Source organism: Algoriphagus boseongensis (genome assembly GCF_004362805.1).
GTDB classification, from domain to species: domain Bacteria; phylum Bacteroidota; class Bacteroidia; order Cytophagales; family Cyclobacteriaceae; genus Algoriphagus; species Algoriphagus boseongensis.
Window position 1 is genome coordinate 1,076,220 of sequence record NZ_SNYF01000005.1, and the last position, 23,097, is coordinate 1,099,316.

The 23,097-nt window shown below is 39.5% G+C and carries 22 protein-coding genes; 15 read left to right on the forward strand and 7 right to left on the reverse strand.

The genetic code is table 11. From position 1 onward, the window contains the following. Positions 1-4: 4 nt before the first annotated feature. The 8 genes from DFQ04_RS04720 to DFQ04_RS04755 all read left to right on the forward strand — a co-directional run bounded on the left by DFQ04_RS04720 (position 5) and on the right by DFQ04_RS04755 (position 8,945). A complete protein-coding gene (locus DFQ04_RS04720) occupies positions 5-1,051 on the forward strand; it encodes an efflux RND transporter periplasmic adaptor subunit (RefSeq protein WP_133553184.1) in 1,047 nt (348 codons plus the stop codon). After that, positions 1,051-4,086 carry an efflux RND transporter permease subunit gene (locus tag DFQ04_RS04725; RefSeq protein ID WP_133553186.1) on the forward strand — a complete coding sequence of 1,012 codons (3,036 nt, stop codon included), beginning with the start codon at positions 1,051-1,053 and terminating at the stop codon, positions 4,084-4,086. Before DFQ04_RS04720 ends, DFQ04_RS04725 begins: the two co-directional genes overlap by 1 nt. 4 nt (positions 4,087-4,090) lie before the next feature. Next, the gene (locus tag DFQ04_RS04730; protein WP_133553188.1) at positions 4,091-4,339 is read left to right on the forward strand and encodes an acyl carrier protein; all 249 of its coding nucleotides are present in this window, start codon (positions 4,091-4,093) and stop codon (positions 4,337-4,339) included. A gap of 101 nt (positions 4,340-4,440) precedes the next feature. Continuing rightward, positions 4,441-5,109: a CAP domain-containing protein gene (locus tag DFQ04_RS04735; RefSeq protein WP_133553190.1), complete on the forward strand. Its 669-nt coding sequence runs from the start codon at positions 4,441-4,443 to the stop codon at positions 5,107-5,109. 101 nt (positions 5,110-5,210) lie between these two features. Next, positions 5,211-6,104 (forward strand): bile acid:sodium symporter family protein, encoded by an 894-nt coding sequence (locus tag DFQ04_RS04740; RefSeq protein WP_133554356.1) that lies wholly within the window; start codon positions 5,211-5,213, stop codon positions 6,102-6,104. Then, on the forward strand, positions 6,101-7,102 hold the full coding sequence (locus DFQ04_RS04745; protein ID WP_133553192.1) for a 1-acyl-sn-glycerol-3-phosphate acyltransferase: 1,002 nt from the start codon (positions 6,101-6,103) through the stop codon (positions 7,100-7,102). The genes DFQ04_RS04740 and DFQ04_RS04745 overlap by 4 nt, the downstream gene beginning before the upstream one ends. A 76-nt stretch (positions 7,103-7,178) precedes the next feature. After that, entirely contained in the window at positions 7,179-8,273 is a 1,095-nt protein-coding gene (gene hppD / locus DFQ04_RS04750; RefSeq protein ID WP_133553194.1) for a 4-hydroxyphenylpyruvate dioxygenase, read from the forward strand. Between the two features lie 96 nt (positions 8,274-8,369). Then, positions 8,370-8,945 (forward strand): DUF502 domain-containing protein, encoded by a 576-nt coding sequence (locus tag DFQ04_RS04755; RefSeq protein ID WP_133553196.1) that lies wholly within the window; start codon positions 8,370-8,372, stop codon positions 8,943-8,945. Between the two features lie 48 nt (positions 8,946-8,993). On the opposite strand, the gene DFQ04_RS04760 is transcribed toward DFQ04_RS04755, so the two are convergent. Both DFQ04_RS04760 and DFQ04_RS04765 read right to left on the reverse strand, forming a co-directional pair. Next, positions 8,994-10,808 carry a glycoside hydrolase family 2 protein gene (locus DFQ04_RS04760; RefSeq protein WP_133553198.1) on the reverse strand — a complete coding sequence of 605 codons (1,815 nt, stop codon included), beginning with the start codon at positions 10,806-10,808 and terminating at the stop codon, positions 8,994-8,996. A 25-nt stretch (positions 10,809-10,833) separates the two neighbouring features. Then, positions 10,834-11,598 carry a hypothetical protein gene (locus DFQ04_RS04765; RefSeq protein WP_133553200.1) on the reverse strand — a complete coding sequence of 255 codons (765 nt, stop codon included), beginning with the start codon at positions 11,596-11,598 and terminating at the stop codon, positions 10,834-10,836. Positions 11,599-11,774: 176 nt separating this feature from the next. On the opposite strand from DFQ04_RS04765, the gene DFQ04_RS04770 reads away from it, so the two are divergent. After that, positions 11,775-13,505 (forward strand): phospho-sugar mutase, encoded by a 1,731-nt coding sequence (locus DFQ04_RS04770; RefSeq protein WP_133553201.1) that lies wholly within the window; start codon positions 11,775-11,777, stop codon positions 13,503-13,505. 39 nt (positions 13,506-13,544) lie between these two features. Here the strand turns inward: DFQ04_RS04770 and DFQ04_RS04775 are convergent, their stop codons facing one another. Continuing rightward, positions 13,545-14,489 (reverse strand): succinylglutamate desuccinylase/aspartoacylase family protein, encoded by a 945-nt coding sequence (locus tag DFQ04_RS04775; RefSeq protein ID WP_133553203.1) that lies wholly within the window; start codon positions 14,487-14,489, stop codon positions 13,545-13,547. A gap of 77 nt (positions 14,490-14,566) precedes the next feature. Here DFQ04_RS04775 and murB point away from each other — a divergent pair, with 77 nt between their 5' ends. Further along, positions 14,567-15,580 (forward strand): UDP-N-acetylmuramate dehydrogenase, encoded by a 1,014-nt coding sequence (murB, locus tag DFQ04_RS04780; RefSeq protein ID WP_133553205.1) that lies wholly within the window; start codon positions 14,567-14,569, stop codon positions 15,578-15,580. On the opposite strand, the gene DFQ04_RS04785 is transcribed toward murB, so the two are convergent. Next, positions 15,577-16,059 (reverse strand): deoxycytidylate deaminase, encoded by a 483-nt coding sequence (locus tag DFQ04_RS04785; protein WP_133553207.1) that lies wholly within the window; start codon positions 16,057-16,059, stop codon positions 15,577-15,579. The two genes, murB and DFQ04_RS04785, sit on opposite strands and share 4 nt — an antisense overlap. 131 nt (positions 16,060-16,190) lie before the next feature. On the opposite strand from DFQ04_RS04785, the gene DFQ04_RS04790 reads away from it, so the two are divergent. From DFQ04_RS04790 to DFQ04_RS04810, 5 genes are all read left to right on the forward strand, one after another. Next, positions 16,191-16,769, forward strand: coding sequence for a DUF4136 domain-containing protein (locus DFQ04_RS04790; protein WP_133553209.1), 579 nt, complete (start codon positions 16,191-16,193; stop codon positions 16,767-16,769). Beyond that, positions 16,762-17,094 carry a DUF962 domain-containing protein gene (locus tag DFQ04_RS04795; RefSeq protein WP_133553211.1) on the forward strand — a complete coding sequence of 111 codons (333 nt, stop codon included), beginning with the start codon at positions 16,762-16,764 and terminating at the stop codon, positions 17,092-17,094. Before DFQ04_RS04790 ends, DFQ04_RS04795 begins: the two co-directional genes overlap by 8 nt. A 99-nt stretch (positions 17,095-17,193) precedes the next feature. Next, complete coding sequence (locus tag DFQ04_RS04800) at positions 17,194-17,550, forward strand: response regulator (RefSeq protein ID WP_133553213.1); 357 nt, start codon at positions 17,194-17,196, stop codon at positions 17,548-17,550. Between the two features lie 324 nt (positions 17,551-17,874). Then, on the forward strand, positions 17,875-18,075 hold the full coding sequence (locus DFQ04_RS04805; RefSeq protein ID WP_133553215.1) for a hypothetical protein: 201 nt from the start codon (positions 17,875-17,877) through the stop codon (positions 18,073-18,075). Positions 18,076-18,373: 298 nt separating this feature from the next. Then, the gene (locus tag DFQ04_RS04810) at positions 18,374-18,811 is read left to right on the forward strand and encodes a DUF6526 family protein (protein WP_133553217.1); all 438 of its coding nucleotides are present in this window, start codon (positions 18,374-18,376) and stop codon (positions 18,809-18,811) included. On the opposite strand, the gene DFQ04_RS04815 is transcribed toward DFQ04_RS04810, so the two are convergent. From DFQ04_RS04815 to DFQ04_RS04825, 3 genes are all read right to left on the reverse strand, one after another. Further along, positions 18,808-19,917: a glycerate kinase gene (locus DFQ04_RS04815; RefSeq protein WP_133553219.1), complete on the reverse strand. Its 1,110-nt coding sequence runs from the start codon at positions 19,915-19,917 to the stop codon at positions 18,808-18,810. The two genes, DFQ04_RS04810 and DFQ04_RS04815, sit on opposite strands and share 4 nt — an antisense overlap. Beyond that, a complete protein-coding gene (locus tag DFQ04_RS04820; RefSeq protein WP_133553221.1) occupies positions 19,914-21,269 on the reverse strand; it encodes an alanine/glycine:cation symporter family protein in 1,356 nt (451 codons plus the stop codon). Before DFQ04_RS04820 ends, DFQ04_RS04815 begins: the two co-directional genes overlap by 4 nt. Before the next feature lie 135 nt (positions 21,270-21,404). Continuing rightward, on the reverse strand, positions 21,405-22,997 hold the full coding sequence (locus DFQ04_RS04825; RefSeq protein WP_133553223.1) for a beta-N-acetylhexosaminidase: 1,593 nt from the start codon (positions 22,995-22,997) through the stop codon (positions 21,405-21,407). Between the last annotated feature and the right edge of the window lie 100 nt (positions 22,998-23,097).

Genomic DNA, 23,097 nt, shown 5'->3' on the forward strand with positions numbered 1-23,097 from the left:
AGCCATGAAAAAGCATTCTTATTTACTCCTAGCATTTGTTCCGGTCATTCTTTTTTCATGTGGAAAAAAGGAAACCAGCGAAGATACCCTTGTGAAAGGCGAGAGTATTCCTGTCCAAATCCTCTCCATTCAGCCGGGTAGTTTTTCTACAGAAATATCGGCGAGTGGGACCTTTTCCACCAAAAATGAAACCGTGTTGGCTTTCAAAGTCGGAGGAATCATTTCCAAAATGAACGTCCAGGAAGGTGATCAGGTCAGAAAAGGACAAGTACTAGCCACCTTGGATAGAACTGAAGTGGAAGCGGGCTTTAATCAAGCCAAACTTGCTTTTGAAAAAGCTCATCGAGATTTTACAAGAGTGGGAAACCTTTATCGGGACAGCGTGGCTACTCTTGAGCAATACCAAAACAGTAAAACTGCCCTAGATATATCAGGACAGCAATTAAAAGCTGCTGAATTCAACCTTTCCTATGCGGAAATCAGGGCTACCCAAAATGGTTTTGTGCTTAGAAAATTTGCCAACCCAGGCCAATTGGTTAATTCAGGAGCTCCGGTATTACAAATCAACGGGGCTGGGCAAGGCAATTGGGTCTTGCAAGTTTCTGTCAACGATTTCAATTGGAGCCTTATTTCCACCGGTGATTCAGCCTCCATTCAACTTGATAACCTGGGCAAGGAAATTTCCGGAAAAGTCATCCGCAAAAGTCCAGCAAGCGATCCTGTCACAGGAGCCTACTGGATTGAAATTAGCCCAGATAATTCAAGTGAGCTAAATCTTGCCTCAGGGATGTTTGCAAAGGCTAAGATTTTTCCCAAAAACCCACAGACCGGCTGGAATATTCCTTACGAGGCGCTTCTAGATGCGCAAGGAAATGAAGGATATGTATTTGTAACCGCCGATGGAAAAACAGCCAAAAAGGTCAAGATCAAATTAGGTAAGCTGTCTACACAAACAGTGGAAGTTTTGGAAGGGCTGGAAGGATATTCCCAATTGATCAGCTCTGGAAGCGCTTATTTATCGGATGGTTCCACTATTACCATTAAGAACTGATGAAAATCTCAGAATTCGCGGTTAAAAATTACCAGTTTACTCTGGTGATCTTCCTGATGGTAATTGCATTGGGAGCGACGACCTTTTTCAACATGCCCAGAAGTGAGGATCCAGTCATTGAATCGCCCCAATATCCCATTGTGGTAATTTATCCTGGCGCAAGTCCAGAAGATATGGAGGAATTGATTGTAGATCCTATGGAAAAAGTGATCTATGGCTTGGAAAACATCAAGAAAATCAAAACCGAAATTAAAGACGGAGTTGCGGTTCTTTTTGTGGAGTACAATTACGAAGAAGATGTCAATGAAAAATACCAGGAACTTGTCCGAGAGGTAAATATCCTCAGACCATCCCTACCTCAGGACATTTTTTCGATAGAAGTCAGAAAGGTCAGGCCATCAGATGTAAATATTCTCCAAATCGCATTAATCAGCGAAAATGCCTCCCGGGAACAGTTGAATAAGGCAGGTGAAAGACTCCAGGAAGAACTGGAGAAAATAACCGAACTGAAAAAAATTGACATTCACGGACTACCAGATAAAACCGTCAAAGTAGAGCTTCAGCTTGACAAAATCGCTGAAATGAATATTCCACTAAACGCTATCCTTGGAAGTATTCAAAGCGAATTGACCAATATTCCTGGAGGACAGATAGATGCCGGAACCAAAACTTTCAATGTAAAAACTAGCGGCAATTACAAAAGCGCTGAAGAAATTGCACAGACGGTCATTTATTCCTACCAAGGTCGGACTATCCAACTTCAGGATGTTGCCAAAGTCAGCAATGATTTTGAAGATGAAAAACACATCACCAGATTAAATGGGTATAGATCCATTTTCGTCACTGCAGCGCTAAAAGAAGGAAACAACATCACCAAGGTTCAGGAAAAATACCTTCCAATCATTGAAAAGATAAAAGCCGAATTGCCTCAAAATATTGATTTGGTGTTGGCTTTTGATCAAGCTGAGTATGTAAACAGAAGATTGGGAGGACTTGGCGTCGATTTTCTGATTGCCATCGCCTTGGTATTTATTACCCTCCTTCCTTTGGGAAATCGGGCATCCATCATTGTGATGATTTCCATCCCTCTTTCCCTAGCCATTGGTTTGGTTCTACTGAATGCTTTAGGTTTTGGTTTAAATCAGCTGAGTATAGTCGGATTAGTGGTGGCACTGGGGCTGTTGGTAGATGACAGTATCGTGGTGGTTGAAAATATCGAAAGATGGATCCGGGAAGGAGTCAGTAAAAAAGAAGCCGCATTAAAAGCTACAAAACAGATTTCCTTGTCCGTGGTGGGTTGTACGGTTACTTTGATTATCGCCTTTTTGCCCTTAGTTTTTCTTCCAGAGGCATCCGGTGACTTTATCAGAAGTCTTCCTATGGCGGTCATTTTAAGTGTTTTGGCCTCCATGTTGGTTTCCTTGACTATCATTCCATTTTTGTCTTCCTGGATTTTAAAAGACAAAGGACCTGATCATAGCAATAAGGTTTATGATTGGTTTCAGAAGCTAATCCAAGCCAGTTATGCTCCACTTTTGGAAAGAGCTTTGAGAAAGCCTTTAGTCACTTTGGGCATTGCAGGATTAATATTTGTAGCCTCTTTGAGCCTATTTCCAATAATTGGTTTCAGCCTTTTCCCTTCTTCAGAAAAGCCTCAATTCTTAATTAATATCACTACCCCACTTCAATCGAGTATCCGGAACACCGATCAAATTACCCGAGAAGTAGAAAATGAGCTTATCCAAATTCCGGAACTGGTAAACTTTGCATCCAATGTCGGAAAGGGTAATCCCAGGATTTATTACAATGAAATCCCCGAAAATGAGCGTACGGACTATGCCCAGATATTTGTTCAATTGAACCCAGAAACAGCTCCTCCAAGGAAATTGGAAATAATCGAAGAATTGAAAAGTAGATTTTCAACCTATTCTGGAGCGAGGATTGAAGTTAAAAACTTTGAACAAGGTCCACCGATGACAGCTCCCGTTGAGGTCAGACTGTATGGAGAAAACTTGGATACTTTGAGGTCATTGGCCTTCAAAGTCGAAAAATTGCTCCAAGAAACACCGGGCACGATCTATATCAACAACCCGGTAACCAACTTGAAAACAGACATTCGGGTAACAATCCAAAAGGAAAAAGCCAGACAGTTGGGAATCAATATTTCTGAAATTGACCGCACAGTTCGATTGTCATTGGCAGGTTTGAATCTGGGCCAATTTACAGATGAGGAAGGTTTTGAAAGATCTATTCTGGTAACCTCCCCAAAAGAGGATCAGGCTTCATTGGAAAATCTAAATGGAGTTTATATCTACAATCAAGCTGGATCGTCCGTTCCTTTAAATCAAGTTGCAGACTTTAAGTTGGAGAGCAGCACCTTGACGATTGACCATTACAATAAAGTCAGAGCAGTTTCGGTCTCTTCTTTCGTGGATCAAAACTTTCTCAACGACCGGGTAATCAAGGATGTAATCCAAAAAATGGATCAAATCCAATTTCCCGAAGGCTATTCCTATAAAATGGGTGGGGAATACGAAACTCGTGAAGAATCCTTTGCCGGATTTAATAGCGTGATCATTGTTACGGTCTTCCTCTTCATCGCAGTTTTAATTTTGCTATTCAGAACCTTCAAAAGCACCATCATTGTTCTTTCCGTTATTCCCCTAGGAATGGTAGGAGCTTTAATCGGACTTTGGATCACTGGGAACTCTTTATCCTTTGTAGCGATTGTAGGTCTTATTGCGTTAGCAGGAATTGAGGTAAAGACCTCCATTTTGCTGGTTGATTTTACCAATCAATTAAGAAAAGAAGGAAAACCTTTGGACTTAGCAATCCGTGAAGCAGGAGAGATTCGTTTTTTACCGATAGTGCTGACTACCATCACTGCCATCGGAGGATTAATCCCAATTGCTTTGAGTACCAATCCGCTGATTTCTCCTCTGGCTATTGTTTTAATCGGAGGATTGGTCAGCTCAACTTTGCTTTCAAGAATTGTCACTCCGGTGATGTATAAACTAGTACCGCCTAAAATTTGAAAACATGAACCAACATTTCTCTCAACTCAAGAAGGCTGTAGAAGTATTCCATTCTTATGGAATATCCCTAGTAGGCCCACGCAAAAATGATCACTTTATCAAGCAATTAAATATGGATCCTGTATTCGTGAAGGGATTGATATTTGAGCTGGAATACAACCTCCAAGTAGTCTTACAAGATGAACTGTTAGGAAACGCTTGTACTCCAAAAGAGGTGATCAAGCTTCTCCTGAATATTCCACAGGACAATTAAAAACAGGCTTAGGCCTGTTTTTTTTGCTCTTTAGTGAAAAAAATAGAAGCTGAAAAAATAATTGGGCTCTTCACTCGTCATAATTGGGAAATAATTACCCAATGAAACTTCGATTACTGAGCACCCTTTTTTTACTGCCACTACTCTCCTATTCCCAAAACTGGAAAGAGTCAGATTATCAAAAATTCAATGCTTCTTCTTTCTTAAGTCTTCCAGCTTTAACCCAAGCTTTAGATTTCAATAAACTTGACTACCCCTTGCTACAAGCGGCAATTTTTTATCTGACCAATCTGGAGCGGGAAAAATATCAATTAAAGCCATTTCAGTTTTCTCCTGAAGTAGAAAAAACAGCCTCTGGACATGCTCAGGACATGGTGAATTACAATTTCTATTCCCATACCAGTCCTATTCGATTCAGAAGAACGCTCAGGGATAGACTCAATTGCTCGGGATTAAATCCAAAATACATCGGAGAAAATATCTGTAGCACTTTTGGTCTTCAATATGAAGAAGGCAAGAAAGTTGGAAAACCTGCTAAGCCAGGTGAATTCTACTACCTCAATGCTTCAAATCCCTCTAAAATCCCTCCACATACTTACCTTTCCTTTGCCAAGTCGGTTGTTAATCTCTGGATGAAATCTCCGGGGCATAGGCAAAATATTCTAAACCCTGCATTTACACATTTGGGATGTGGTGCATTCGTTTATTTTGAAAAGTCCTTCTACGGTATGCCATATTTTATGGCCGTGCAGAATTTTATAGCTCGCTGATAGATTTTTCTGTAAAACAAAATTCAAATAGATAAATAGGACATTTGATTCCTCCTGAAATTTTGATTTTTCCTTCATTTTGAAGAAATCGCAGGGTGTCAATTTCAGAACTGGATTCAGTCAGCCTCAACTTTTCCCAAAAGGATTTACTTCTCCTAAATCTTGCCCTAGCCCTGATCATGTATGGAGTAGCTTTGGATTTGAGTTGGAAGGATTTCAAATACCTGATGCTCAATCCCAAAGGATTTATTCTAGGAATTGTTTCTCAATTTTTGATCCTACCTTTTCTAACCTTTCTCCTCGTCCTTGCAATAAAGCCACCACCTAGCGTAGCCTTGGGAATGTTTTTGGTTGCTGCATGTCCAGGCGGAAATGTTTCAAACTTTCTAAGTTCCTTGGCAAAAGGGAACACAGCACTTTCAGTATCGCTTACAGCCTTCTCCACTGGGTTTTCAGTGGTTTTGACTCCTTTAAATTTTGCTCTTTGGGCTGGTTTTTACCCGCCATCTTCATCCTTGCTTCAAGAGATCAGTCTGGATATTTCTGAAGTTTTTATGACTGTGGGATTGATATTAGGAATCCCTTTGATTCTCGGAATTCTTACCAGTCAATTTTTTCCCAAATTCGGGAAGCTAGCGTCTACTATCCTCAGACCCACCAGCATCCTGATTTTTGCCGCATTTGTGGTACTTGCCTTTCTTGGGAACTTTGATCTTTTCATCCAATACATTGGCCTTATTTTTCTTTGGGTTTTAGGGCATAATTTAATTGCATTGGGCGCAGGGTTTTTCACGGCTAAATTGGGAAAACTGCCCCTCCCTGATGTAAAAACCTTGACTATCGAAACAGGAATCCAAAATTCAGGTTTGGGGCTGGTTTTGATTTTCACTTACTTTGAAGGCCTTGGTGGTATGGCCATCATTGCTGCCTGGTGGGGAATCTGGCATCTGATTTCCGGCATGACAGTGGCCCTTCTCTGGAAAAATAAAACATGAAAAACCTAGCAAACGCTATTTTAAGAATTTTAGTAAAAATTGCGCTTCACGGATATTTTCGAAAAATAATGGTCCTTGGCAAAGAAAATATCCCAAAAGGATATCCCATCATTTTGGTAGCTAACCATCAAAACGCATTAATCGATCCCCTTCTATTGGCCACTCATACCAGATTAAACCCCTGGTTTCTCACGCGCGCTTCGGTTTTTAAAAATCCCTGGGTAGCCAAGATTCTTAATTTTATCCGAATGCTCCCTGTTTTTAGGGTTAGAGACGGCTTTTCTACCATTCAGCAAAACCAGCAAATTTTTGATAAGACTTACGACATTTTAGCCCAAAATGGGACGGTGATCATATTCGCCGAAGGAAGTCATAGCCTTAGGAGGAATTTACGGCCCTTGAGTAAAGGATTTACCCGTATGGCTTTTGGCTTGATGGAAAAATACCCAGGAAAAATTCCCATGGTTTTGCCTGTGGGGATTGACTTTAGCGCACACAAACGATCAGGAAGTCAAGTGAAAATCACATTTGGCGAACCAATTTTGGTAGATATGCCTGCCTCAAAATCAGGTATTCTCACCAAAACCCTGGAGAGTAGACTGAAAAACCTTATCGTAAATATTCCTGATGAAGGATATGATGAAAAGCTGGAAAGCCTTATTGAGAATCAGATTGACTTAACGAGCAAAACCAGTGTCGAAAGCTTTTTGAGTTCGGGTCAAATTTTAGAGACTTATATCGATCCCTCAGGATTGAAAAACAAAGTCATGAAGATTTTCCACTTCCCTCTTTATTTCATTTGGCTTTGGATCAGTCCAAGAATTGAAGACCGAGTTTTCGATTCTACTTTCAAATTCTTAATCGGCTTTTTCCTTGCACCATTGTGGTACCTTTTCATAGTCCTCCTCGCTCTTAATTCTTCTTTTGGATCATGGGCTTTGACCTGGTTGATTATGGCTTGGATCAGTGTTTTATGGAATAAAAATCCTCAAGAATAAGTCTGACAAAAACCAAATAATATTTGGTAGAGTTTTATACCTTTGAGGAAGATTATAAACCCAAAACACTACAGTCATGAGCGAGGATTTCCTTCCCATTAATGGCACCGACCATATCGAGCTATATGTCGGCAACGCCAAGCAAAGTGCACTTTTTTATCAATATGCTTTTGGTTTCGAATTGATCGCCTATTCCGGGCCAGAAACAGGTGTAAAAGACCGAGCTTCCTATGTTTTGAAGCAGGATAAAATCCGATTGGTATTGACTTCTCCCCTGACCTCAGATCATCCTATAGCCCATCATATTCAGAAGCATGGGGATGGAGTAAAAGTATTAGCCCTTTGGGTAGATGATGCTGAAAAATCATGGAGAGAAACGACCTCTAGAGGAGCTGAATCAGCAGGAGAACCTAAGGTCTATTCAGACGAATTTGGAGAGGTGAAAATGGCCTCCATAAAAACCTACGGTGAGACAATCCATACTTTTGTAGAAAGGAAAAACTATTCAGGCGTATTTCTTCCAGGGTTTAAGGAAAGAAAAAGTACCTACCGGTCTCAATCCATTGGTTTAAAATACATTGACCATTGCGTAGGAAACGTAGGACTGGGAGAAATGAACAAATGGGTAGAATTCTATGAGAACGTAATGGGATTCAAGCTTTTGATCACATTCGATGATCAAGACATCTCTACTGAGTATTCTGCTTTGATGTCAAAGGTGGTTTCTAATGGAAACGGATACATTAAGTTTCCAATCAACGAGCCTGCAGAAGGAAAGAAAAAATCCCAGATTGAAGAATACCTTGATTTTTATGGTGGGGCCGGAGTTCAGCATATGGCTATTGCTACGGATGACATCATTCACACGGTAAGCGAATTGAGAAAGCGCGGTGTTGAATTCCTTGTTGTTCCTTCCACATATTATGATGATCTCTTGGATCGTGTTGGTCAAATAGATGAAGATTTACAGCCTTTGAAAGATTTGAATATCCTGGTAGATCGGGATGATGAAGGATATCTATTGCAAATTTTCACTAAGCCGGTTCAGGACAGACCAACCCTCTTTTTCGAGATTATCCAAAGAAAAGGAGCCACTTCCTTCGGAAAAGGAAATTTCAAAGCTCTTTTCGAAGCAATTGAACGAGAGCAAGAACTTCGGGGAAATCTTTAAGTTACTTCCTAGTCAAAAATAGCCGGACAGAAATTCTGATCCGGCTTTTTTGTTTTCAGACCCTAGAATTCCATAAATTCAAAAAATCTTGTTGCTATGAAAGTTCTACTTACCCTATTCACCCAAACTGTAAAAGGAGGAGTATTTTTCCTTTTGCCCTTAGTCTTGATTTTAGTCTTATTAAAAAAAGCCGTTGAAATCATTATGCCTTTGTCTCATTGGGTGAATGAGATTATTCCTTTTGAATTACCTTTTTCAGCATTCACCCTGAGTATAATCCTACTGGTCTTTTTGTGTTTTATAGCTGGTTGGTTAGCTAAAAAGGGGATTGGAAAAAAAATGATTCTTTGGCTGGAAGACAATCTTTTAACCCTCTTTCCTGGCTATCAGTTGATGAAATCCACTTACGCAGCAAAAGTTGGTGTAGGAATGGATCATGAATTTCCTGTCGTTCTGGTTCCAATTGATGGCTGGATGTTTGGCTTTTTGGTTGAAGAAATCAATGAAAAAGAGGTCTTGATTTTTGTTCCTTCTGCTCCAAGTCCTTGGGAAGGGAATCTGGTAATTTTTGAAAAAAATAACATCAAACCTTCCAGGCTTAAGCCAAGCGATGTAGTTACCATTTTGAAAAGATTGGGAGTCGATAGCAAGTCTATGATTGAAAAAGCATAAAAAAGCCCTCAATTTTTCTTTTTGAGGGCTTTTGAAAATTTCTAAAGCTTATTTGTACAGCTTGCTGTGCATTTTTTTCAGTTCTTCTAGCGGAATTTTTATCACTTGTCGGTCATAGGTCATCAATCCGTTGGTTTCAATTTCTACATCCGTGGTTTGAGTATAGATCGCAGCAGCCAAACCTCTAGGAATGTATTTACTCAAATCTTCCAAAAGAATAGAATATCGAGCTTTCAATTCATCAGCAGTAGAAAAACTTTGATAGCCCCAATTGTCTTTTTGCTGCCAAGTATGGCCTTCAAGGGGAAGTCCCAAGCCTCCATATTCCCCCAAAACCAAAATTGATTTTTCGCCGAAGATTTTTGGATCTGGCATTACTGGATCCGGATAATTATGCAAATCCAAAATATCACCCACTACCTTGGTTCCTTCCATTTCGAAATTTCCACCGGAAGCTGAATTTATCAGACGACTTGGATCGAGCTCGCGGGTCATATTCACGATTTCTGTGGTTTTAAACTGTCCCCAGGCCTCGTTAAATGGAACCCAAACCACAATAGACGGAAAGAATTTGAATTCCTTGATTATTTCAGCCCATTCTGTTTTAAAGATTGACTCAGATTCAGGAGTTCGGATTTTCTCTACATTTTCCCGAATCACCCCTGGTCTAACTTCCCAGCGATTCCCCATATCCCCACTCGGCATATCCTGCCAAACCAAAATTCCCAACCTGTCCGCATGGTAATACCATCGAGCTGGTTCTACTTTCACATGCTTTCTAATCATGTTAAAACCCATTTCCTTGGTCTTTTCTATATCGAAAAGAAGCGCTTTATCCGTCGGAGCAGTATACAATCCATCTGGCCACCAGCCTTGATCCAAAGGTCCATATTGGAAAAGTGGCTTTCCGTTAAGAAAAATCCGCTGAAAACCGTCATCAGTTTTTCCCATCCTCACATCTCGATAGGCTGCATAAGATTTCACTTCTTCGATCTGCTTCTTTCCTTCCCAAAGTCGGATAGAAATTTCATATAAGTGCGGATTCTCGGGAGACCAAGGCTTTGGATTATTCAATTTAACAGGAAGTGGGGAATTGACTTTTCCCTTATAAGAGCCTACCAAAGTAGCTCCATCCTTCACTAGTACTTCTACTTCCTGAGATGCACTCGACTTGGATATTTCAGGGTAAAAAACTTGGACTCCATTTTCCCAGTCGGTAATTGAATAACTGGATAAAATATGGCTTTCCGGAACTGTTTCCAGCCAAACTGTTTGCCAGATGCCAGTGACTGGAGTATACCAAATTCCTCTTGGCTCTTTTACTTGCTTCCCTCTAGGCTGAGGACCAGAATCACTTGGATCCCACACTCTGACTCTGATTTTTTGGGTTTTGGTTTTTTCAAGCTGGTCAGTGATATCAAACGAAAAAGCATCAAAACCTCCTTGATGTTTTCCGACTGAAACTCCATTTACCCAGACTTCTGTTTCCCAGTCAGAAGCTCCAAAATGAAGTAAAACCCGCTTATTTTTTCTATCCAAATTGAGATCAAAAGACTTCTCATACCAAAGTTCATTCTCAGGTCCAACAGTTTGCTGTACCCCTGACAGATAAGATTCGACTGGAAAAGGAACAGTTATTTTTCCTGCGAAACCGGTTTCTGGCAAGCTGCCTTTCGGCAAAATTGCATAATCCCATTGTCCATTTAAGTTTTGCCAATTTGCCCTGATAAGCTGAGGTCTAGGATATTCTTGCAAGGGTGAATCAGAATCAACTAAATCTGTCCACGGGGTCTTTAATCTGGCTGTTTGTCCTAATGCAAACTGGCTTACCAAGAGTATTGAAGCCAATAAAAATTTCTTCATAATGAAATAATTTGAAAGTTATAACTCAATGAAAATCAAACCATAAAATCATCTTATTCAAATCAGTACTAACAGCTCTAGCTGGAGCTTGAGCACCTGGGTTGGGACCAGGTGAATTGCTTTCCGCTGGGTTTAATTCAACGCTTGGAAAGGAAATTACCAAGTCTGAGTGACTAGAATTGGCTGTTGCAAAATGTGTATTTAAAGCCAAGCCGCTTAATTCTGATCGGATTAAAAGTTTTACATAATCGAATTCAAACCATGCGGTGGTAAAAGAATTGAATCCTGAATTTTGCTCCGGCTTTCCTATTTCCTGATTGTTTACTGCAATTTTCTTCAACTCTTCTTCAGGGAAATCAAATCCCAAACCCAACTGATCTAAGGGTCTTCCATTGGTATTAGCTGAAGTAGCTTCCATTTTCAGTCTTCCATCCGGGAGAACAAGCCAAGTCAATAAAGCTGGCCAGGGCTTGTAAGTTGATTGGATTTGGATGGACCCATCCTTCAATCTCTTCCAAGTCACTTGATGAAAATCTGAATGGATCCCTTCAATCTTTTGATTTTGGGAAAAAGGCAATACGTGCATTCCAACTTTCACCTTATCCAAGGTCCCTTGGGCTTTACCAAAAACATATAGCTTTTCCCCTACTCTCACTTGAAGATCCACAGTAGATTCTCTAACTGTCGGATTATTCTCAAGAGGTTGATTGTAAGGATTTTCTTTAATAAGGTCTTCTGGAAAAACACTGATAAACAAAAACGCTATCCAGGTAAGAGGGAATAATTTCATTTTGAGGGTAATTGACAGTCTAAAATAACGCTAATACCTAGGTAAAAAAATTTTAAGGCTTGGGCAGGTCAATCCAAGAGAGGAATTCCACCTGAAATCCCTTCTATTTTCTAAGATTCGTGGCAATTTTTGACATTTTCTATATCTTAGATTCCAACTGAAATTTTTGAAAAAACATGAGTTCTATCGACCCTGCAATCCTTTCTAGAGCCCAAAGTTGGCTGGATGGAAATGTAGATGCTGAAACTAAAGTCAGCATCAAAAAATTAATCGCCGAAAACCCCACTGAATTGGTGGATTCTTTTTACCAAGACCTTGAATTTGGCACCGGAGGACTTCGGGGCTTGATGGGAGTTGGTACCAACCGCATGAATGTGTACACGGTAGGGATGGCTACCCAAGGCCTTGCAAACTACCTTCTTCAATGCTTTCCGGGCCAGGTAATTAAAGTTGCTATTACCCATGACAGTAGAATCAATAATACGCTATTCGCTAAAACCACAGCTGATGTTTTAACAGCAAATGGGATCCAGGTTCTTTACTTCAGGGAAATGCGCCCTACTCCTATGCTTTCATTTGCAGTTCGCTATTTCGGTTGCAAATCAGGCGTAATGATTACTGCTTCCCACAATCCTAAAGAATACAACGGATATAAAGCTTACTGGGAAGATGGAGCTCAGGTGGTAGCCCCTCACGACACTAACATTATCAAAGAGGTCCAGAAAATTACCTCTTTCGACCAAGTGAACTGGAATAAGGACGATTCCTTAATTCATTATATCGAGTCAAATTTTGATCAAATTTATCTGGACAAGGTTAGGGAATTAAGTCTTTCAAAATCTGAAATCGAAGCCCAGAAATCCATGCCGATAGTTTTTTCTCCTATCCATGGAGCCTCAGGCAAAATGGTACCCGCGGCATTAAAGACTTTCGGCTTTGATAATGTCCATGTCGTAAAAGAGCAAATCGAGCCTGACGGAACTTTCCCAACAGTTATTTACCCCAATCCAGAAGAAGCTGAGGCTTTGACCCTGTCTATTGAATTGGGTAAAAAAGTTGGTGCTGAGTTGGTTTTGGCCTGCGATCCGGATGGGGATCGATATGCTGCTGTGGTTCCTAATGAAAAGGGTGAATTTGAATTATTGAATGGAAATCAAACGGGCACCTTGTTGACCTATTATTTGCTGTCTAAGTGGAAGGAATCCGGAAAATTGAATGGAAAGCAATTCATGGTCAATACCATTGTGACCACAGAATTGATCAATGAAATTGCTGCTGGTTTTGGAGTAAAGTGTTTCAATGTACTTACCGGCTTCAAGAACATAGCTGCTATTATAAGAGACTTGGAAGGAAAAGAGAAGTTTATTGGAGGCGGTGAAGAATCTTATGGCTATTTGGTTGGGGATTTTGTCAGGGATAAAGACGGAGTCAGCGCCTGCGCAATGGTAGCAGAGGTTGTTGCTTACTACAAAACCAAAGGCAAAAATGTATTCCAAGTTTTGGCAGAAATCTACAGCCAATTCGGTTTTTACAAGGAATCCTTGATTTCAGTTACCAAAAAAGGAAAAGACGGAGCCGAACAAATCCAAAAATTGATGGCAGACTTCCGTACTAATCCACCTAAAGAAATGAACGGTTCTGAGGTGGTAAAGATCATCGATGTGAAGAACTCAACCGTTACCCATGTTAAAACTGGCCAAGTTGAAAAGCTGGATATGGATAAGTCGAATGTAATGCAGTTTTATTTGGCTGATGGAAGTAAAATTTCAGCGCGTCCTTCAGGTACAGAGCCAAAAATAAAATATTACTTCTCCGTACATGCTCCCATCGCTGATCCAAAAGAATACCGAAAGGTGGAAGCAGAATTAGTAGAAAAATTAGATGGATTGAGAGCTTACTTTAGCTAAAGAATCCAAATCCTAAAAAAGCGCCAAATGGCGCTTTTTTTATTCCTTCCCGAGATGGATTACCGCATCTCCTACATTGATTACCGGATTGTTATTGAGACCAATGACATGCCCATTGGTAGCTGCTTTTATTGGAACTACCACCTGCCCATAAGGATCCGAGATTCTGGCAATGATTTCACCCTTTCTCACAAAATCCCCTAGCCGAACTGAGGAATAAAAGATCCCTGAAGCTTTAGCTCTGGTCCATTCACTTTCTTTCAACACAACAGTGTCTTTTGAAGCCTGGTCAAAATCAATCATGCCTAAATGATGAAGCAGCCTTTTTGTTCCAGTAATTCCTTCTTCAATAGCATAATTATCCAGCCGCATGGATTCTCCTCCTTCATAGACTAATAAGTGCTTCTTGGCATTGAAGGCAGTTTTCCTGAATGACTTTTCAATATGCTTTGAATTGACAACAAAATGAGTCCCAAAGGCCTTAGCTAACTCCAGAGCAGCCTTATCCTTGAAATCCACCCGAATCTGGGGATGATTGGACAGCATCCTTCCACCTGTATGAAAATCAATTCCAAAGTCAATCTGTGGAATTATTTCAGAACTCATGATATATGCAATCCTTGAGGCTAAAGAACCCTTTTTATTTCCTGGAAAACTTCGGTTGAGATCTCTACCATCAGGGAAGGTTCGGCTATTTGAAAGGAACCCGTAGATATTTACCAAGGGAATTATAATCAATGTTCCTTTCAATAAGGTAAGCCCACTATCGAATTCTTCCAGGATTTTTTTAGCCGTGACTACCCCATTTATTTCGTCTCCATGAACGCCTCCTGAGATCAAAATCACAGGTCCATCCTCCTTTGATGACCTGATAAATATGGGCAAATCAATAAGCGTGTGGGTAGGAAGTTTGGCAATTGGTAATTCAATATTTACAGCCTGACCAGGTCGGACACGAACTCCGTTTATCTGAACTTCTCTCATGAATTCAAGACGAGGGACATAATTTTAATTTCAGTTTGCCCATTTTCTTGTTTATTTCGCATCAGAAGACTGGGCCCATGAATATACAAGAAAACATTTCCCTTAAATCATTCAATACTTTTGGAATTGATCAAAAGGCCAGATTTTTTTCCTCCGCAAAAACACTTGAAGATTTGAAAGCAGCTCTTACCTGGGCAAAATCCCAGAATCTGGAGGTTTTGGTTTTAGGAGGTGGAAGTAATATTCTTTTGACTAAGGATTTTCCTGGACTGGTTTTGAAAGTCGAATTAAAAGGGATTCAAGTTGTTTCTGAATCTGAGGAAGAGATTTTAGTACAAGTTGGGGCCGGAGAAATCTGGCATGAATGGGTTATGTATTCCATTTCAAAGGGTTGGGCTGGACTGGAGAATTTATCTTTAATCCCAGGAACTGTGGGAGCTTCCCCAATGCAAAATATTGGAGCCTACGGGGTAGAAATTCAGGAAGTTTTCCAAAGTCTTCAAGCTTTGGAAAGAAATTCTCTTGAAATCCATTCTTTTGATTCCAAAGCTTGCAAATTCGGCTATCGGGAAAGTGTATTCAAACATGAATTAAAAGACAGGTACATTATCACTTCGGTGACTTTTAAACTGAATAAAACACCCAAATTTCACATTGAATACGGGGCTATTAAGGAAACTCTAGCCGAGAAAGGTATTCAGGAATTAAGCATTAAGGCCGTTAGCGAGGCTGTAATCCAAATCAGAGAATCAAAACTCCCCGACCCGAAAAAAATCGGAAATGCTGGGTCATTTTTTAAAAACCCAACTATACCAATTGCTCAATACGAAAAGCTGAAAATTCAATTTCCAGAAATCCCAGGATATCCAAACGAGGAAGGTATTAAAGTTCCCGCAGGGTGGTTAATTGAAAAGGCAGGATGGAAAGGAGTCCGTCTTGGCGATATCGGAGTTCATGAAAAACAAGCCTTGGTATTGGTAAACTATGGCAATGGAATAGGAAAAGAAATCATGGATCTCTCAGAAAAAATCCAAAAGTCTATCTTAGAAAAGTTTGGAATAGCTTTAAATCCAGAGGTGAATTTCATTTAAATCAAAGAGTCCTGAACCACTAACTCTTTGGAGTATCGGTCTACTTTAACTCCGAATTTTTTCAAGAAATCCACCCCCTCATCGCTTCCGATTCCTTTATACTCAGCATAGGAAAATAGGTAAACAACCTTCGAAATTCCCATTGAAAATATAATTCTTGCGCAAGGAAGACAGGGTGCTAGAGTTACATAAAGCGTAGAACCATCAACTGAGGTATTGTTTTTAACGGCATAAAGAATAGCGTTTTGCTCAGCATGTAGAGCCAAGGAACAACTTCCTTTGGAATCCCTTGCACATCCATGTTCAGGAAATTCGACATCACAGTTATGAGTTCCTGCAGGTGGACCATTATACCCGATGGAAATAATTCGGGTGTCTTTTGTCAATACAGCACCTACGTGTTTTTTTATGCAATGGGAACGCTTGGCAAGATTTACCGCCAATTCCATGAAAATATCGTCAAAATCAGGTCTACTCATAATCGTGTTTTGTCAAAAATAGTATTCCTTACCTAAGGCAAGAAATTCTTGTTACTATTCCTTCTATTTTTTCGTTCAGAAAGAAAAATTAAATTCATTCCTGAAGTCTGACTTCCGTATTTATCACCCCTATGAAATGTAATTCTAGATTCGGCATTCTACTAGTACTCGTGGCCTTTCTTAATTCATGTAGCTCTATAGAAGTTTTTAAAGAAAACTCTGAAATCCCAATTGCAAAGCCTTATCAATCCTTTGTAATTGTAAACAAGGAACTCGAAATGCAGGGGTTCGAAGATAAGTTTATTGATGAATTGGTAAAGGAGGAACTTCAAGCCCGGCTTGAAGCAGCTGGAATGGTGTACGATAGGGAAAGGCCTGACGTCGTTATTCGATTTCATTCCAATGAAGATTCTAGGCAACGGGAAGTAGTAAATTATAGAAATCCTTATCCTTACTGGGGATACAGGATCTATGACCCATTTTTATACAATCCTTATAGTAGTTTTAATCAGCCTAGAATTAGTACTTCAAATTATGAATTGCTTCAAGTCATTGTAGATTTCATTGATCCGGAGAAAGATAAATACTTAATGACCTTAACTTCGGTTACTGAGGTTTCTAATCCAAAATCCCTAAAAACCAAAGTCCTAAAGTCACTCGAAAAAGTTACTGATACATTTCTAACCCTTAATAAAATCCAAAATGACTGACTCAAAAAAACACCAATCGCTTAAGGAGTTTTACCCCTATTATTTAGAAGAGCACCAAGATACCACTTGTAGGATTCTCCATTTTATAGGAACTGGTTTGATTTTCGTAATTCTCATCTATGCTATTGCTACGGGGAATTATAGTTGGTTAATTTCTATACCCTTTGTGGGCTATGGATTTGCCTGGGTTGGTCACTTTTTCTTTGAGAAAAATAAGCCCGCAACCTTTCAGTATCCCCTTTACAGTCTTGCCTCAGATTTTAAAATGTTCTTCGATTTGCTCAGAAACAAAGAAAAGTTCAACCCCAAAGCCAATATTCATTGAATAAGTACAATTTTTTTGGCAAAGTATTTGTCAATTCGGAATAACATGATAATTTTGAATAATTATTAATGCATTTCGACTCCAAATTTTTGCATTTTGATGTTGACAATAGTTCTCATAGACGATGACCCAATAAGCACATTTGTGACGGAGAAGCTTATTTCCAAAAATGTGAAGGAACCTTGTCAGTTCTTTAAGTATCAAAGCGCCAAAAGAGCCCTTGAGGAGATTACTGATATTAATCCTAATTATTTGTTTCTCGACCTTAATATGCCAGAAATGACAGGTTGGGATTTTTTGGATAATTTTCATCCTGAAAATAATCAAGCCCAGATTTACATTTTGAGCAGCTCGGTAGACGAGAGAGATATCAACAAAGCAAGCCAATACCAAATAGTCAAGGATTATTTATCAAAACCTTTGATAAAGAAGTATATCCAAACAATATTCAACTGACTCTCTGGTCAGTTTTTTTTTGCCCCCACCCCATTTCAAAAAGAAATTAGAAAGACATTTATCAAGTGCATTAATAGGTCAATGAAAGACTGAATTGAATTCCATTTTATTGATTATAACAGGAAACTTTTTCAATTAAAAAGGTAAAATCTTTGGAATAAGATTATTTCATAAATAAAAACTTGTGGTAAATTGGATTAGAACAAAGGCAAAGAACGAAGATTCTAAAAACTGAAAAAAAATTAAAGACCTCTGTATTGATGGAATTAAATTTTTGCCTTATTTCGTACCGTTCAATCATTAAAACCCTTTAAAAAACAAACTATGGAGGATTTTGAAGAAGATTTCGACGAAATAGACGACTTCGAAGAAGAGGATGAATTTGAAGATGATTTCGAGGACGAGTATGATCTCGAGGAAGAAAACGAATTCGTCGATGACAACTTTGTGGACTTCGATGAGGAGGAAGAAGATTTCGAGGATGATGACTTCGAAGAAGAAGATGATTTTGATGATTTAGATTAAAATCTTCCGGTAAAGATTCGGGACTGATCTTTGGTTATTTCCATAGTCAGATTTATCTTCGCCCATCTTCTGAAATTCAAAGCAAACATCATGATTCTACTAGATATTTTCAGCTCACCAATTATGTCAGGAGCTCAACTGTTCCTATTAATTGTGTGTATTCTTATCGGACTAGGAGCTGGTCTTTCAGCCTACGATGCTAGAAAGACATTCTCTAAGAAAAAGAAAGCTGAACATTAATTAATTGATATTCAATCGAAAAGGAGGTTTTACCTCCTTTTTTTTTACCCCATTTATCATGAAAAAGCAAAACTTCAAGAACCACGTAAGGTATTATCCTTTCCATCATTTCATCCTCACTCCACTTACCTTGATTTATTTGGGATGGACAATTTATAATTGGGACTTTTCGACCTCACAAGGTCTTTGGGATGGAGTTTATAATTTGATTGGAGCTATCATATTGGTTTTACTGCCTTTTTTGGCAAGGATTTATGCCCTAAATCTTCAAAATCGAATTATTCTTGGTGAAATAAGAATGAGATATTTCCACTTGACAGGAGAATCCTTTGAAAAACTTGAAAATCAATTAAAAATGGGACAAATCGTGGCTCTCAGATTTGCAAGTGACAGTGAACTTCTCGGGCTAATTGAAAAAGCAATCAGTAAAAAACTTTCTCCAAAAGATATCAAATCAAGTATTCAAGACTGGAAAGGAGATTACAGAAGGGTTTAATCAAATAGCTTTTTTGAAAGTTCTTCCCGCAAAAGCCTTTTAAAATTTTCAAGGGCTTTTTCTTTGACATTTTTTGAAGAGAAATCTAAGTCTGGTAATTCGAAAACAAGATCAAAGCCAGCCATTCGGGCATCTTTTCCCGAAGTAATTAAAGCGATTTTTTTTCCTTTTCTTTTGGCGAGTTGAAGTAGCTCGAAACTAGCCTTACCCTGATCACTTTGACTATCATATCTCCCTTCTCCAGTGATAATCCAATCTGCATCGCTGACTTTTTCCTCCATTTTTACCATTTCAAAAAAATAAGTAGCCCCAAATTCAATGGAAACAGGAAAGAAAAAATCCAAGCCTAAGGCAATTCCACCAGCTGCACCAAACCCCTCTTTATCCTTCCAATCCCTCTTTTTCTTTGCCTTAAATAAATCAAGAACTTGATTACAAACGCCTTCAAAATAATCCAAGTCTTTCTCCAAAATGCCTTTTTGAGGACCGAAAACTCTGACTGCTCCATTTTGACCTAGAAAGGGATTCCTTACATCACAAAGAAGGGTAAACTTTATTTTTGGAAGATTCGGAGGGATTTGGATATGCTTGATTTTACTTAAAAAGCCAGGAGAAATGGGATTTATAGCTCTCCCTTTTTCATCTAAAAATTCAATTCCTAAAGCAGCTAAAATTCCTGTACCCATATCCACTGTAGCACTTCCTCCAAGCCCTAAGAAGATTTCCTTTGCCCCAAGATCAATGGCTTTTTTGATTAAAAGACCAGTACCAAAGGTGGAAGTAATGGTTGGGTCTTTCTCAGATTCCTTTAATAAAGCAATTCCAGAAGCTGTGGAAACGTCCAGATATGATGTCTTTTGAGAAGAGTCAAACCCAAATTCTCCTTTAATTCCCCTACCCAAAGGGTCTAGGGTGAGACAAGAAATCTTTTCAAGATTTAAAGAATCTATGAGCAAAGCACAAGTACCATCTCCACCATCAGCTACGGGCTGAATTTCAACTTTTGAATCAGGATATTCCTTTTGGATCGCATGAGCAATTTCATTAGCTGCCATCGTAGCGTCCAAAGTTCCTTTGAAAGCATTTGGGGCAACCAAAAACCTCATAGCTGCTTTTGCTTCATTCTTGCAAAATAATCCTTGGTAGCTGCTTTGACCTTAGGTGCTAGGTATATGGCCGCAATCATATTTGGGAAAGCCATCACGGCATACATTCCATCTACAAGACTCACTACCACTTCCAACGAAGCCACTGCTCCTACCACAATCGTGATCAAATAGAAGTAATTGTAGTAATCCGCCTTATCAGCTCCAAATAAGTAATTCATACACTTATGGCCATAATAGGAATAAGTAAACATGGTAGAAAGAGCAAATACCAAAACAGACAGCATCAACAGATACTTGCCTATTCCTGGAATACCTAATTCAAAGGCGGATAAAGTCAACTTCACTCCGTCATTTTCTGTTGTCTCCCAAACACCTGTAAGCAAAATGGCAAGAGCAGTCAAAGTACAAACAACCACTGTATCAATAAATGGCCCCAACATGGCAATCAAGCCTTCGCGAATAGGTTCATTGTTTTTGGATTGCCCATGAACCATAGGTGCGGTCCCAATCCCCGCTTCATTGGAAAAAGCTGCTCTACGGGCACCTACAATAATCACGGATCCAACCGCACCTCCCATGACCGCATTTCCGGTAAAAGCATCTACAAAAATCAACTCCAGCATATCTGGAATTCCGGAATAAAACTTAGATACGATCAGGATTACAGTAATGAAATAAATTCCAACCATAAATGGAACCATCGCTGAAGCCACAGCCGCAATTCTTTTAATCCCTCCTAGAATTACAGCCGCTGTCATCAACATCAATATAATGCCAATTATCCATCGATTCCTTTCAGTTTCTTCAATGGTATCAGGTTCCAAAAGAACGGCTTGAATTACCGCTGTAAGTTGATTGGCCTGAAAAATCGCCAAAAGCCCAATTACCCCAGCAATACAAAAGATATAGGACAAGAATTTCCATTTCTTTCCCATTCCATTATCAATCACATACATGGGACCTCCTTGAATTACTCCTGCTGAATCATGACCTCTATACATGATTGCCAGTGAACAGGTATAAAACTTGGTAGCCATACCCACAAATGCAGCAATCCACATCCAAAATATCGCTCCCGGCCCGCCCATATTTAGGGCAATCGCCACTCCTGAAATATTTCCCAAACCAACCGTAGAGGCAATAGCGGCAGAAAGGGCCTGTCGGGAGGAAATTTGACCCGGAGCCAAATCATCATCATATTTTCCACTTAATAAGCCAATTGCATAGCCCATTTTTCGAAATGGAATAAATCCTGAATGGATGAAAAAGTAAGTTCCTCCTCCTAATAAAAGGACCAAAATCGGAGGGCCCCATATCCAGTTACTAAAATTGACAATTAGGTCGCCCATGAATTCCATCTGAAAGTGCTTTGGTAATTGAATTTGATTTCGATAATAGGTTCAATATTTACCAAAACCAAAAAAATATTTTTTAAACTAAAATGAAAAAGCCCGAGGTAAATTTCCTCGGGCCTTTGAATAAAATTACCAATTGACCTTTGGAGATCGGTAGAATCCAATTCCCTGATTATCCCAGCGTTTTCCGTGGATTGCAACCCTTTTGCTGAAGCTTTCCCAATTTCTATTAGATTTTGCTGTCCAGGAAACCTCCGCAAGAGCTGGAAGCCTTGGAAAGACCATGTAATTGATATCTTCTCGATTCGTGATGGTTTCAGTCCACAAAGGAGCCTCAACACCTAAAATATTTTCAGCAGCTATTCCATCCGCAAATTCAGAAGGTTCCCACAAATAGGCAGAGTCCAATTCGATATAAGCGGCCCAATGAAGCCCCAAGCGAGTAGTACTATCGTATTGCATATCGAGATAAGCTTTGGTAGCCGGGGACATCAAAACCAAATTTCCTTGATCCTTCGCCAACTTAGCATTATCCTCTTTTGCCCAGAATTGAGCAACATTTCCCGGCAGAAGCTTTGCAGTCGCGATCTCATCCCAACCGATACTAGTTTTGCCATACTTGGAAACAATGTCCTGAACTCGCTCCACAAAATAGACGTAATCGTCTTTTTCAGTTACATGAGATTCATCTCCTCCAATATGAAAATAAGGTCCTGGGGTCAATTCAGAAATTTCCCTTACCACACTATCCACAAAGGCATAAGTCAACTCAAGTCTTGAAGAAAATGTACTCCATCCCACTTCAGTTCCGGTATAGAGCTCCGAAGCTTGAGGATTTTTCATTGGCATTTCGTAATCCAAATCCTGCTTATTTACTGTGGTCAAATCTCCATCAGGAAGATTGACTCCAGGATTTAATTCTGCATAAGATGCTAAAGCCGAATTGGTATGACCTGGAATATCCACTTCAGGAACTACAGTAATGAATCTTTCTGCTGCGTAAGCCACTAATTCCTTATACTCTTCTTGGGTATAGAAGCCGCCTTCTGTACCACCAACTTCAGTGGAACCTCCGATTTCTGTCAGTTTTGGCCAAGACTTAATCTCAATTCTCCAGCCTTGATCATCAGTTAGGTGCAAATGGAGATAATTTAGCTTATAGGTTGCCATTTGATCAATAAAAAACTTCACGTCTTCTACAGAGATAAAATGACGGGCAACATCCAACATAGACCCTCTGTAGGCGAAGGTTGGTTGATCCTTGATTTTTCCGGCTGGAACTTTCCAAGAAACTGACTGAACTCCAGCTTTGGTTACTTCAGCCGGAAACAATTGGAGAAATGATTGAATTCCATAAAACAAGCCTGCCTCACCTGAGGAGGTGATTTTAACACCAGTTTCAGTAATTTCTAATTCGTATGCTTCTGATGATTCACTTCCGGTTAATTCCAAAACAATTTCGCCTGAATCAAAAGAAACAGGAAGATCAAAACCTGTTGGTTTTCTTAGGCTTTCAGCCAAAAATTCACCTATTCTGGTCAAGTTTTCACTTTTACCCACCAGCATAATTCCAGAAGCTGAGGTGAGTTCAAAAGCTCCAGAGCCATTAGTGATCTCCTGAGGAATAGGAATTATTCCTGCTTCGCTCAATTGAGGTGTTTTTTTACAACCGACCAAGAGAAATGAAAATCCCAAAGCCAGTCCTAATATTGATTTTTTCATAAGATCTGATTTTGGTCAAACTTACTTAAAAATTTTAAAAATCTTTTTTCCAAAAATGGAATAAATTAAATAAACTGCTTACTTAGCTTTTTCTCGATGA